10 protein-coding genes are annotated in these 13,849 nt (G+C 56.3%); 1 reads left to right on the top strand and 9 read right to left on the bottom strand.

From position 1 onward, the window contains the following. Window positions 1-17: 17 nt before the first annotated feature. The 9 genes from ACK2JC_RS24545 to ACK2JC_RS24505 form a co-directional block, all read right to left on the bottom strand. Entirely contained in the window at window positions 18-845 is an 828-nt protein-coding gene (locus ACK2JC_RS24545; RefSeq protein ID WP_118757084.1) for a carbohydrate ABC transporter permease, read from the bottom strand. Between the two features lie 12 nt (window positions 846-857). Next, complete coding sequence (locus ACK2JC_RS24540; protein WP_182481704.1) at window positions 858-1,751, bottom strand: carbohydrate ABC transporter permease; 894 nt, start codon at window positions 1,749-1,751, stop codon at window positions 858-860. Between the two features lie 110 nt (window positions 1,752-1,861). Next, window positions 1,862-3,226, bottom strand: a complete 1,365-nt coding sequence (locus ACK2JC_RS24535) for a sugar ABC transporter substrate-binding protein (protein WP_320936819.1) — start codon at window positions 3,224-3,226, stop codon at window positions 1,862-1,864. 143 nt (window positions 3,227-3,369) lie between these two features. Then, a complete protein-coding gene (locus ACK2JC_RS24530) occupies window positions 3,370-4,989 on the bottom strand; it encodes a response regulator (protein WP_368270931.1) in 1,620 nt (539 codons plus the stop codon). Between the two features lie 214 nt (window positions 4,990-5,203). Beyond that, entirely contained in the window at window positions 5,204-6,985 is a 1,782-nt protein-coding gene (locus ACK2JC_RS24525) for a sensor histidine kinase (RefSeq protein ID WP_320936821.1), read from the bottom strand. A gap of 413 nt (window positions 6,986-7,398) precedes the next feature. Then, a complete protein-coding gene (locus ACK2JC_RS24520) occupies window positions 7,399-9,117 on the bottom strand; it encodes an ammonium transporter (RefSeq protein WP_368270930.1) in 1,719 nt (572 codons plus the stop codon). 359 nt (window positions 9,118-9,476) lie between these two features. Beyond that, complete coding sequence (locus tag ACK2JC_RS24515) at window positions 9,477-9,761, bottom strand: hypothetical protein (protein WP_320938484.1); 285 nt, start codon at window positions 9,759-9,761, stop codon at window positions 9,477-9,479. A gap of 14 nt (window positions 9,762-9,775) precedes the next feature. Further along, on the bottom strand, window positions 9,776-11,071 hold the full coding sequence (locus ACK2JC_RS24510; RefSeq protein WP_411338531.1) for a D-alanyl-D-alanine carboxypeptidase family protein: 1,296 nt from the start codon (window positions 11,069-11,071) through the stop codon (window positions 9,776-9,778). A 341-nt stretch (window positions 11,072-11,412) separates the two neighbouring features. Beyond that, entirely contained in the window at window positions 11,413-11,853 is a 441-nt protein-coding gene (locus ACK2JC_RS24505) for an HIT family protein (protein WP_007720094.1), read from the bottom strand. Window positions 11,854-12,213: 360 nt separating this feature from the next. Here ACK2JC_RS24505 and ACK2JC_RS24500 point away from each other — a divergent pair, with 360 nt between their 5' ends. Next, window positions 12,214-13,674: a polysaccharide deacetylase gene (locus ACK2JC_RS24500; protein WP_320938486.1), complete on the top strand. Its 1,461-nt coding sequence runs from the start codon at window positions 12,214-12,216 to the stop codon at window positions 13,672-13,674. Window positions 13,675-13,849 lie beyond the last annotated feature (175 nt).

Genomic DNA, 13,849 nt, shown 5'->3' with positions numbered 1-13,849 from the left:
CTGTGCCCTCCTCTTTATCAGCCTTTCACGCCTCCGGCCGTAATTCCTTCCACAAACCATTTCTGGCATACCATAAACACGATCAGCACCGGGATCAGGGAGCAGACGGAGGCCGCCATGATCAGGGCGTAATCCGCCCCGTACTGGGAGATGAACATGCGGATGCCCAGCTGGATGGTCTTTAATTTGGTGCTGTTTAAGTAGATCAACGGCCCCATAAAGTCATTCCAGATATTTACAAATGTAAAAATAACCAGCGTGGCGATGCCCGGTTTTACCAAAGGCAGCGCAATCTTGCCGAAAATCCCGTATTCGGTCAGCCCGTCGATCCTGGCCGCCTCCAAAAGCTCGTTGGGGATACCGATCATGAACTGCCGGATCAGGAACACGCCGAAGCCGGAAAACGCCTGCATCAGGATCAGTCCCAGATGGGAATCCGTGAGCCCCATTCTGGAGATCAGTGCGAACTGGGGCACCATGTAGGCCTGCCAGGGCACCGCAAAGGTGGTGACCGACACCAGAAACAGGAAATCCCTTCCCTTAAACTCCACCTTGGAAAAGCCGTAAGCCGCAAAACAGCTGGTCAGCACCTGGAGCGCGGTGGTGCACACTGCGATCTTGAAGGTATTTTTAAAGAAGGTTAACAGCGGAATCTTATCCCAGATCGTCTGGTAGTTCACCCACTGAAATTCCTTGGGAAACAGCTTCATGGGGATGCTGAACACCTCGTTGCTGGTCTTTACGGAGGCCAGAAGCATCCACCCGAAGGGGATGACCACCAATACCGCCATGGCGGTCAGCAGCGTATAGATGAATATTTTACTTTTTACCGTTCTCGTTTCCATCTCATGCCCCTCCTATACATAGTCCGTGAACTTCTTCTCGCCTCTGAACTGAATCACCGTCACCACGAGCACGATGGCAAAGAGCACAAGGGCGCTGGCGCTGGCGTAGCCGAACTTGAAGTCCACAAAGGCCGCGTTGTAGATATGGTTTACCAGCACGTTGGTAGACCGGCCGGGACCGCCTCCGGTCATGACGTAAATCAGGTCGAATACCTTAAAGCACTGGATGGTCATCATGATGATGACGAAAAAGGTGGTGGGTGTCAGCATGGGAATGGTGATGTAGCGGAACTTTTTAAAGCCGGTGGCTCCGTCGATGCTGGCCGCCTCGTACAGATCCTGGGAAATGCCCTGGAGGGCCGCCAGATACACCACCATGTAATACCCCATGTATTTCCACACGCTGACGATGATGATCACCGTCATGGCCCAGTCCGTGGAAGCGCACCACTTGGGCGGATTGGCGACGCCGATGAATTTGAGGAACTCATTGATGGGGCCGAATTCTGGCTGGAACAGCATGTTCCACACAGCGCCCACCGCCACCAGGGAGGCAACGTAAGGGAAGAAAAATGCGGTGCGGTACACCACGATGCCCCTGATCTTGGAGTTGAGCAGCACTGCGATCAGCAGGGACGCCACCATGGTTAAGGGAACAGTGAACACCGCGTAGTACAGCGTATTCTTCACCGATATGCGAAATCCGCTGTCGCGGAACAATTTGGCAAAGTTCTGAAGCCCCACAAACTCCAGGGGCGCGCTGGAGCCGTCCCACTTCATCACGCACAGGACGAAGGTCAATATAACCGGGACGAAAATAAATATAAAGTATCCGATAAAATTGGGAAGGATGAAAGAGTAACCAATGATATTCCTCTTCAATGCTTTTTTCTGTTTTCCCGTCATTCTGATCACCATTTTCCTTATTTTAAGGCGCAAAAAGAGCGTCCAACCCTCGTTGACACGTTAATCAGACGCTCTTTGCTTGTTATCTTAATCGCTTATGGTTTAATGAATTAATCTTCTCTGGCTTCCTGAGCTCTCTGGTTCATGTTGGCGATACCGGTATCCACATCCTCCTCGCCGATCATGATCAGGTCATGCTCTTCCTCCAGCACCTTTCTCACAGCCGCCATCTTGGCATCCAGCGGACGGTCCAGAACCCAGCTGGTGGTCTTAAGGGCAGCCTGGCCGTCCTCGGGGAATCCGGGGATTGCCGCAAGCTTGCTGCTGATTTCATCCGATTCTGCCGCCGGGAAGATTCCGTTGTCGGCCAGTACCATGGCGCCCTCTTCACCGGTTACGAACTTCACATACTCCCAGGCCAGATCAGGAACATCGGTCTTGGCGTTGATGGCTACGGGCGTGGTGGAACCAACGGTGGCTCCCGCCTGAGTGTCCGCCGGATGAGGAATGGTGGTTACGCCCCAGTTGAAGTCATACTTTCCGGCTTCCTTGTCCTGAATCAGCGTTCCGATGAACCAGGAACCCATGGGAAGCATTGCGCACTGCTGCTGCTCAAACACGCTGATGTAGTGGATGCTGCCGGTCTTTAAGTTGGCGTAGCTCTGTACAACGCCCTCGTCCTGCATCCGCAGCGCCTGCTCATAGTAGGGCTTTAAGAAGCTGTAGTCCTCGCTCATCAGGGTGTTCTTGCCATCCTGAACGGCCCAGTTGGCTACCAGCGCCTGCCAGGTGTGGTTGTGGCTTCCGTATACCTTCTCGCTGCCCTCGCCGCTGGTCATCTTCTTAGCCAGCGCCTCGTACTCATCCCAGGTCATGTCAGCGGAGGGATACTCAACGCCGGCCTTGTCGAACAGATCCTTGTTGTAGTACAGCATATACCAGTCTTTGCGGAAGGGAAGGGTGTAGCTGCTGCCGTCCATCTTTAACTGATCCGCAACGCCGTTGTACATGGTCAGGTCGATGCCGTCCTTGGCGATATACTCATCCAGGTTCAGGATCTGGTTCTTGTCCTTCATGGTCACCTGGTTCTCAGTGCCCTTTACAAAAATGACATCCGGATCGGAATCTCCACCGGCCAGCATAACCGTCACCTTGTTGTTGTACTCGTCGGACGGAGCGTCGATGAACTCAACCTCAACATCCGGATATTTCTCCATAAATGCCTTTGTCACGGAAGAGAACTGGGGCGTCGCGTCGTTGTCCCACACAGACACGGTCAGCTTCTGCTTCTCTCCGGAAGCGGCCGCCGTGGTCTCCTTGCTCTCCGCTGCTTCACTTCCCGCAGCCTCGCTGCCCGCCGCTGTGGTCTCGGGAGCCGCAGATCCCTTGTCGGATGAACCGCCGCCGCAGCCTGCCGTCATGGTCGCCGCCATAGCCGTTACCAGCGCCAATGCCACTGTTTTCTTTAATCTCATAATAAGACCCTCCTTTAAAATTTGCAGTTTCAAATTCTGATATAACTATACCAGAACCGGCATTAAAACCGAATCGACCCGTTTCATGGTTTTTGCAATATTTTCAGGTGGATTTTATTTTTTTATATAAAATTTTCATATTTTTACACTTTTTTCTGTTTCAGGCACTGGGCCTCATACTCCTTGGGCGACATGCCGGTGACCTTTTTGAACACCTTGCTGAAATAAAAGGGCGTGTCAAAGCCCAGCAAATCCGATATCTCGTACATCATGTACTGATGCCCGGCGATCAGCTCCTTGGCCTTCTCGATCTTGATTGCGGACACATAGCTGGTAAAGGATTCCCCCGACTGCTTTTTAAAGGCGGTGCTCAAATACCCCTGGCTGATGTTCAGCGCCTCCGCCGCCTGCCCCAGGGTGATGCGCTCCTTGTAGTGCTCCATCACGTACTCCCGGACCATCTCCGCGATCTTGTCCACCCGGGTATCCCTGCGGCGCTCCAGAATGGCGGAAACCGCCTCCTTGAACCAGTTAATCCACTGGATGATCTGGCCCAGGGTCCCCAGCCGCCCCAGCTTTTCCATGATATTGACCTCGTACGGAAAGTCCGGCTCCTCCCCGTCCTCAAAGAAGGAGGACAGGAAGAAATACAGGTTGGCGCAGGCGTTGACCGCCTGCTGCCTGGAGGGGTTGTTCTCCCTTAACAGGCAGGCCACCTGGTCCAGTATCTCCTCCAGCCGCGCGCTGTCGTTTAAGGCCACGGCCTGGGACAGATCCTTTTTCAGGAATCCGATGTGGAAGCTCCCCGTGTGCCTGGCGCTGGTCTCGCATTCCCCGGAATAAAACACCACCGGGTCCAGGGAGTGGTAAAAGTAGTGGTTGGTGGCGCTCATGGCCTCGTACAGCAGGGCCCCGAACTCGCCCATACTCTCCTTCTTGCTGCTGACAGCCACGGAAACGGACACCTCGAAATAGTCCTTCACCACGGACAGGATCTTCTCCCCCAGGCTGCGGATCTGCTCCCGGTAATCTTCAATCCCCTCCGTGGACACCACCAGCACCAGGCTGTTCAGCTCCCGGCGCACCAGACAGCTGTGGTCAAAATACCCCTTCACCATCTGTCCGATAATATTTTCCGCAAAGGAAATGACCTTCTTCTGGTCCTCCTTTGTAAAATCAGCGGAAAATCCCTCGTATCCGTAATTAAAGCTGACGATGGCCAATACCGGTTCCCGCAGAAAGGAATCGAACTCCCCGTCCCGGCCGCCGGTCCCATCTTCCATGCTGCCGCCGTCGCCCGCCAGCAGCCCCTCGATATATCCCTTTAACGCTTCCTCCCTTGAAACGGTCCCCGCCGTTCCGGCCGTATCCGCCTTGCGCTTTAACTCCCGCCGCTCCATGGCAAGCCGTAAGCTGTCCGCCAGCTTTTCCTCCGTCAGCTCCATTTTCACCAGGTACTCCACCGCGCCCAGAGACAAGGCCTGCCGGGCCAGGCTGAATTCCTCCAGATTGGTCAGCAGGATGAAGCTCACATCGTCCCAGCCCCGCTCCTTCACGGCCTTCATAAAACCGATGCCGTCCATTCCGGGCATCTTGATATCCGTAATCACAATGTCCGGCTTCTGCTCCTCCATTAGCTTTAACGCCTGCTGCCCGTTGGCCGCCTTCCCGGCAATCTCGCATCCGTATTCCTTCCAATCCAGCAGGGACGCGATTCCCGCCAGAATAAGCGGCTCGTCGTCCACGATCATCACACGATACATATGTCTTTTCCCCTTACCTGTTTCATCTGTTTCTATGGCTGTGCGGGCCGGGCGGTTCCAGGCCGCGTGAGCCGGGCTCCGCGGTTTCGGTTCGCATGGGCCGGGTCTGCGGTTCCGGGCCGCATGAGTCGGGTCTGCAGTTCCAGGCCGCATGGACCGGGCGGTTCCGGACCGCGTGGGCCGGGCTCCGCGTTCTTATCCGCGCGGGCCGGGCTTAGCCGGCCGCGAATTCCAGCGGCATCCGGATGGTTATCTCCGTAAAGCCGCCTTCCTCGCTCTCTATGGTAAGTCCGTATTCATCGCCATAGTTAAGCTTGATGCGCCGGTCCACATTTGGCAGGCCGATTCCGCTCATGGAGCTGCCCTTCACTTTCTCCGTATTATTCAGGATGGTGGCCATCTTCTCCCTGGGGATGCCGACGCCGTCGTCCCTCACCCGGATGACAAAGTCCTCCCCGTCCCTGTATGCGTGGATCAGGATGGTTCCATGCTTGCCTCCCGGCTCAATGCCGTTGAAAATCGCATTTTCCACCAGGGGCTGCAGGGTGAGCTTGATCACCAACGCCTCGTAAAGCTCCGGCTCGTCCACCTGAACCACCAGGTCAAACAGCTCCACATACTTTACCTTTTCAATGGTAACATAATCGTTGAGGAAATCCAGTTCCTTCCGGAACGTCACCTTCTCGTTAAATCCCTTTGCCATGTTTTTCAACAGCCCGGACAGCGCCGTCACCATCTTGACGATCCCGCTGCTCTTCTGTATCACGGCGATCCAGCGGATGGAATCCAGGGTGTTATACAGAAAATGGGGATTGATCTGGGCCTGAAGCATTTTCAGCTCCAAATCCCCCTTCTCCTTCTCCACCTCCAGCCGCTCCGCCATCAGGGTGTCGATCTGCTCTGACATGTCGTTGACCACCTTGCCTACGGTGCCGATCTCGTCCTCCCCCTCGATGTCCGGGTCCCGGGTGAAGTCCCCGGCGGCCACGTCTCCGATGTGCCGCACCAGCCGGTCGATGGGCTTTTTGATCTGGTTTGTGATCAGCACGGACAGGATAAATCCGAAAATCAGGCAGGCCGTAAACATGATAATCACGGTCTGGATCATCATGATCCGGTCGTTTTTCAGGCTGTCCAGGGTGATGGTCTCGTAGACCATAATTCCGCTGCGCCCGTATTTCTCAAAGGCCACCAGGCTGTTTTTGCCGTGCAGCCGCATTTCCACAAGCCCCTTGTCCTGCCCGGACTGCTGCAATTCCCGAATTACCCGGTCATTTTCCGCCCGGTGGTCCTCCGGCTCATAGAGTGAGGCGATCCGTTTGCCGCTGTTGGTCACCACCACGGCCTCCTGGCCCCCGGTGGTATCTCTCAGCACATCCTGAAACAGGTCCGTGGACAGGCACAGCACCACCCAGCCGCCCGGATTCGTCCGGCTCCCGGTCAGCGTCCTGGCGATTGGAAGCACCTGCCCCTCGTGCTGGAAAAAGGGCGATTCCACCAGATCCAGCTCATAGCTGTCCATGGTCTTGTCCAGCTCCCGGTCCAGCCAGCCGCTTTCCAGAATCCCCCGGGCGTCATCCGTGCTGCCAAAGGAAGAGCCCGTCTGCACCATGCCGCCCCGGTCGTCAAACACGGACAGCTTCACAATATAATCCCCATATTCCGTGATCGCACAGTAATCCTTGATCAGCTCCGCGTAATCCAGCCCCTTCTTCCTGGCCCCCGGCGTCAGTCCTCTTCCAATTTCTCCCAGGTTAAAGGTCTTGCGCTCCGTGCAGTTGAGGACAATATTGATCATCTCCTCATAGGCCAGATGATACCGGTAGGAGATGCTCTCCACGTGATGCTGCAGCGAATTCTTCGCCACCTCCAGCGTCTTCCGGCTGGCCGTAATATAGCTGCACACGCTGACAAAAATGGCGATGACGCAGATTATAAAGAAGTTGTAGCGGATCAGCCGCGACCGCAGCGTCTTCCCCCAAACCAGTTCTCTCATACAAATTTCCCCCTCGCGCTCTAAGCATCCGGCCGGTCATTTTCCTAAAACTCCCTTCCATTTTACCATGAACCGGCTCTAAAGTCAGCACTTTCTCCCAATTTGTCCCAGAGAGGGGGCTTGCACGTTACTGTTCACAGGTAATATCCCGCGAGGCGTTTTTTGTGAGTGGAGCGCAGCGGAAGTCACAGAAAACCCGAGGAAAGCGGCGCGAAACGGCGTTTTTTGCCGTTTCTGTGCATCGCGAAGCGTGTTACTGGGAACGGAGTGTACCGTAACGCTTGCACAGCTTGTCGGGAATCAGGCGCGCAGAATTGAAAAGCCGGAAATTCATTGGAAGCGGTGTTCCGCTTTTGAATCTCCAGCTTTATTATAGATCGAAAAATATTCAGCTTAGTCCGCTCCGGCCGTCCTTACTCGCCCTGCAGCGCGTCGTAGCCCTCCTCCCCGGTCCGCACCTTCACCACGTTTCTCACATCATACACGAAAATCTTTCCGTCCCCGATACGGCCGGTGTAGAGCACACGTTTGGCCGTATCGATCACGTCCCGAACCGGGACCTTGCTGACCACGACCTCCAGCTTGATTTTGGGCAGCAGCGCCACCTCCTCGATTTTGACGCCCCGATAATAGTTGGTGTGGCCCTTCTGAGTTCCGCCCCCCATCACCTGAGTAATGGTCATGCCGGAAACGCCGATCCTGGTCAGTTCCTCCTTCAGAGGCACAAAGCGCTCCTGGTTGAATATCATCACCACCTTGGTCAGCTCCGCAGCCCTGGCCGCCTTTTCTGTCTGATCCCCAGCTTGCGGCGTCTCCTCCGGGAAGTGTTCCACCGTCACCGCCTTTTCCACTGATACCGGCTTCTCTGCCTCTCCTGACTCTGCCCCGGTAAACACCATGGGCATAAAATCCGCATAGGAGCTGGCCAGGTTGTGCTCCGTCACATCCAAACCTCTGGTCTCCTCCTCGGCGCTGGCCCGCAGGCCGATGGTATGCTTGAGCACGCTGAATACCACGGTCATGGTCACGGCCACCCAGGCGATCACCGCGGCCACGCCCAGAAGCTGCACAGACACCATATGGAAACCGCCTCCATAGGCCAGCCCGCCGTTTACCGCAAACACCCCGGTCAGGATGGTTCCCACCGCGCCGCACAGCCCGTGAACGCCCACCGCGCCCACCGGATCGTCCACCTTCAGGATTTTATCCACAAACTCGATGCCGAACACCACCACAAAAGCCGCAGCCAGGCCGATGAAAAACGCGCCCATGGGATTTACCAGGTCGCAGCCCGCAGTGATAGCCACCAGGCCCGCCAGGGAACCGTTCAGGGTCATGGACACATCCGGCTTTTTGTAGCGGATCCAGGTAATGACCATGGTGGCCACCGTGGCCGTAGCGGCCGCCAGGTTGGTGGTTACGAAAATATTACCCGCAGAGTAGATGGTCTCGTCCCCGGTCATGGAGACCGTGGAACATCCGTTGAAACCAAACCAGCAGAACCACAGAATGAATACCCCCAGGGCCCCCAGCGTCAGGCTGTGGCCCAGGATCGCCTTAGAGCTGCCGTCCGCGCCGTATTTGCCAATACGCGGCCCCAGGATCTTCGCTCCCACAAAGGCCGCCACGCCGCCGCACATATGAACCGCAGTGGATCCGGCAAAATCGTGAAATCCCATCTGCGCCAGCCAGCCGCCGCCCCAGATCCAGTGACCGGAAACCGGGTAAATGAACAGGCTGATGGCCGCGCTGTAGATGCAATAGGAAATGAATTTTGTGCGCTCCGCCATGGCTCCGGACACGATGGTTGCAGCCGTGGCGCAGAATACGGTCTGGAAAATCAAAAACGCCGGCAACGGCACCCCCTCCGGAAGCACCTGGGTATAATCCCCCAGAACCAGCGGGTCAAAGCCTCCGATCAGCGCTCCCGTTCCGCCGAACATCAGGCCAAAGCCCATGAGCCAGAAAAGCGGCGTGCCGATGGCGAAATCCATCAGGTTCTTCATGATAATGTTCCCTGCGTTTTTGGCTCTGGTAAAACCGGTCTCCACCATTGCAAATCCAGCCTGCATGAAAAACACCAGCGCCGCCCCTACCAGAACCCAGATTGTGTTGACTGCCGAAAAACTCATAATTGTCTCCTCCTGTTCCTTTTGGTTTTATGTGCGGTCCCCCGCAGGCACTGCCCGCGGTTCGCCTTTTTCAACAACAAAGGGTGCGCTCTGTTCTCCGCCGCAGCTTCAAACAAAACACACCCCATTGTGCCCAAGCATACCGGAAACGCCGAGGGAGCGCCGGCTGCAAGCACCGGCGCTCCCTCATCATTTCTTCAATCCTTTTTAATCCTGTCAATCCTTTAACATGGAACCCATTATAGAAAAACGTTAAGGATTTGTCAACTTTTTTGAGTCAAAAAGATAAAAAACATCATTGTGCACGAAATTCAGGAGGATTCCCGTAAAAATGTCTCACGGACCGCGCGCTCCGAACCCTAATCACAATCAAATATTGTTTTAGACTCCAAATATTGCGCATATCCGGCCTTCCATTTTAGATGGATCTCCGAATCGTCGAACAGGCGGAGGGACTCTCGCTCCATCTCAACGCAGATCATAAGGTCGTACCGGTTGGGCAAGTCAATCACCGAGGTGTGCACGGACACCCCGTGAACCCCTTTTATATCCACGGATTCCCGAAACAGCGCTTCGATCTCTTGAACCAGATTCTCCCGCTGTTTTCCCTCCTGGTTAAACTTTACGATAATGTAGTGTTTCATCGTTCTCTTTCTCCCTAATCTGACGCCTGCGGCAACCATCCGGCCGTTCCCAGCCACGCCCCCGCCAGCTTCTTTAAGTAATCCATATATCCCGCTTCCTCCACGTCGGCGGCGGCCAGCACCCGGACCTCGCCCAGCTTCTTTCCTCCCAACGTGTAGGTGATCACACCGGCGGCCTGGCCCTTTGTCACCGGAGCGGGCAGCGACTCCTCCAGCACCAGATTCTTCTCCACCTGGTCCAGATCCTCGCCGCTTAAGCTCAGATAGGAAAAGCTTCCTTCATAATACAGTGGAACCTGATCGGCAACGCCGCCCGTGACGGCCATCTGCGGCAGCGGCAGCATCTCTTTGTCCTCGTAGAGGCGGCAGTTGGCGTAACCGTAATTCAGCATGGTCTGGGCGTCGGCAAACCGGGCCTTAAAGTCCGGGGCCGCCATGACCACGGCGATCAGCCGCACGCCGTCCTTCTCCGCCGTGGCGGACAGACAGTATTTTGCCAGGGAGGTGGAGCCGGTTTTCAGGCCTGTCACCGTGAAATTGGTTGCCATTTTCAACAACTTGTTGGTGTTGGACAGTCCAAATTCCTTGGTCCCCTGTTTGGTCACGTGGGTAATGTTCTCCATCCAGATGGTGGAGTAATTGTGAATCTGCGGATACCGGTTGATCAGCTCCCGGGACATGATCGCGATATCCCGGGCCGTGGTCACATGGTCCGGGGAATCGGTCAGGCCGCAGCAGTCCACAAAGTGGGTGTTGGTCATGCCCAGACCAGCGGCCCGTTCGTTCATCATGCGCACGAACTCCTGTTCCGTGCCCCCTATGTATTCCGCCATGGTAACCGAGGCGTCGTTTCCCGAGGCGATGATGATACACTTGATCAGCGTCTCCACGGTCTGCTTCTCGCCCTCCTCCAGAAATACCTGGGAGCCGCCCATGGATTTGGCGTAGGCGCTGGTCACCACCTCGTCGGTCATCTTGATCTTGCCCGACTCCAGGGCGTCGAAAATAAGGATCAGGGTCATGATCTTCGTGATGCTGGCCGGGCTGCGCTTCTGGTCCGCATCCTTCTCGTAGATCACCTGCCCGGTGCTGGCCTCCATCAGCAGGGCCGAGGGCGCTTGCACCTCCACCGCGGCGGCCGGGGCAGCAGCCATCACGGCGTCTCCCGGCTCCTGGCCGGAGGTATCGGCCATTACAGCGTCTCCCGGCTCCTGGCCGGAGGTGTCGGCCATTACAGCGTCGCCCGGCTCCTGGCCGGAGGTGTCGGCCATTACAGCGTCGCCGGCATCCGGGCCAGGGGTGCCGGCCATCGCGGCATCTCCCGGCTCCTGGCCAGGGGCGTCGGCCATTATAGCGTCGCCCGCATCCTGGCCAGGGGTGTCGGCGGCAGCCGGCCCACCCTGGACCTGTGCTCCTGCGGCATCCGCCGCGGCAGCCACAGCCTTCATCCGGCTGCCGTCCTCATTCCCCATTTCCAGCCTGACTTCACGCGCCCACACGACATTTGCGGCCGCCGGCTGCAAGACCAGCAGTGCGGCCAGTATCAGCGTACATATTCCTTTCATGGCATCTCCTGCGAAAATTCATTCTACTACCAAATTTACGCCGGAAGCCGTGAAAGTATGCGTCTCCTGCCCGGAAACGGCCGGAATTACAGCTCTGCCAGAGCCTTGCGCAGGGCTTCTGCCATCTCCTCGTACTCCGCGTCGGTGAGAATGGTGCGGCCGCTGTTCATCTCAAAGGTGCCGCCCCACTCCTCGCCGCCCTTGTACTTGGGCACGATGTGGAAATGCAGGTGATGTCCGGTGTCGCCGTAAGCGCCATAGTTCACCTTGTCCGGGTGGAACACGGCGTGAACCGCTCTCGCCACCTTGGCCACATCGGCAAAAAATGCGTTCCGCTCCTCATCCGTCAGCTCGATCAGCTCGCCCACATGCTTGTTGTGGGCCAGCACCACGCGGCCTCTTTTGCTCTGCTCCTTAAACACATACAGAAACCCCGTATCCATGGGACCTACGGGGTAGGCAAATTTGGCCACCAAATCTCCCTGCATGCAGTACGCGCAATTCGGATCTCTCATCATCTCTTCCATAATTTAAGTCAACTCTCCTTTTCCTGAAGCGGGCCTGAAACGTCACTTCCGCCGGACGGCGGGAATGAATTTGGGGACACGCTCTCATGTGATATCAATAAGATACCACGTTCCGCCCCTTAATTCAACGAAAAGGTTTCTATTTTTTCCCAATGTCATTTTCCCGCAAATTTTGTCTGAATGATGTACCATCTTTTCATATTTTATGTTATACTAAGGAAACGTAGGTCTTATCGTCAACCTGCGGTTGACGACAAAGTATATTAAGGAAACGTAACCCTTATCGCGAACCTGCGGTTGACGACAAAGTATACTAAGGATCATGCATAAAGAATGAAGTTATGAGTTGAGGTTGTAATGATGAGTAAAAATGACTATAGACGCAGAGTATCCCGCCGGCGCCGCAGCAGATTCAGCCGGCATCTTCCCACTTTTATCGTACTGTTTGTGCTGACGGTTTTGATCGGCGGATGTATCTTCGCCGTAAGCCGTTTTCTGTTCCATAAAAAGAGCGGGCCGCCCAAGGACACGGAGGTGATCGCCTCGGCCACCGCCGGCACTGCCCCCAACACGGAAGTCACGCAGCCCACAGAGCCGGCGCTGGATGAGGTGGACCGGCTGATCGCCCAGGCCGACCGGCTGGCCGCCGGTTACGACTACGACGGGGCCGTAGCCCTGGTGGAGAGCGATCCCGCCGCTTCCTCGGACCCCCGCGGTCAGGAGGCCATAAGCGGCTATCTGGCCACCAAGGACACGATGGTGGAGGCGGATCACACCCAGATCACCCACGTTTTCTTCCACACCCTGATCATGGACACGGCCAAGGCCTTTGACGGGGATGCAGATTCCAAGGGCTACAACTCCGTGATGACCACAGCGGATGAGTTTAAGCGCATTTTGAACGCCATGTACGAGCGCGGTTACGTGCTGGTGCGCCTCCATGACGTGGCCTACGAAGAGCCTGATGAGAATGGAAATCCCCGCTTCGTCTACGGCAAGATCATGCTGCCGGAGGGCAAAAAGCCCTTTGTTATGTCCCAGGACGACGTGTGCTATTACGACTATATGCTGGACGACGGCTTCGCCACCCGCATGGTAATCGGCGAGGACGGAAAGCCCACCTGTGAGCTGACGCTGGACGATGGCACCGTGTCCACCGGTTCCTACGATCTGGTTCCCCTGCTGGAGGACTTCATCCAGGAGCACCCGGATTTCTCCTACCGGGGCGCCAGAGCCGTTATCGCCCTCACAGGCTACCAGGGGATCCTGGGGTACCGCACCGCATCCAACTACAGCGACAGTCCCACCTATGAGGCGGACCGGGAACAGGCCGCCAAGGTGGCCCAGGCGCTTCGGGATAACGGCTGGGAGCTGGCCTCCCACAGCTTCGGTCACCTGAAGCTGGGTGTCAGCACCAACCCTGAAAAGTCCTTCAACGGCTTTGCCATCGAGGATGAGCGCTTCCGGCACGACACGGACCGCTGGGAAGCCGAGGTGGAATCCCTCATCGGGCCCACGGACATCATCCTCTACCCCTTCGGCAACGACATCGCGGATTTCCACGCCTACACCGAGGACAATCCCAGGTTCAAGTATCTGGAGTCCAAAGGTTTCCGCTATTTCTGCAATGTGGACGCCAGCACCCCCTACTGGATGCAGAAGGGCACCAACTACTTCCGTATGGCCAGGCGGAATCTGGACGGCTACCGCCTGTATCAGGACACCGTTCAGGAGGATCCCGCGAAAAAGCGTCTGAGCGACCTGTTCGACGCCAGGGACATTTTCGATTCCGCAAGACCTACGCCCGTAACCTGGTATTGATGGGGCGGGCACAATCCGCCATTTTACCGGTCCCAGTCACCGGGAGGCAGATTTGACTTTACACTTACAACAGGGACAGATCCCGGAATCTGTCCCTGTTTTTTTGAATGCAATGGGCCGTTAGCGCGGCCTGCGGGCGATTGTCGCTGTCAAATGGGCTCCCTTCCCCATGCGC

Origin of the sequence: Enterocloster lavalensis (assembly GCF_046603895.1) — a bacterium.
Classification (GTDB): Bacteria; Bacillota; Clostridia; order Lachnospirales; family Lachnospiraceae; genus Enterocloster; species Enterocloster lavalensis.
Note: the sequence above shows the minus strand (reverse complement) of the source record. Positions and strands in the feature narration are given on the sequence as shown.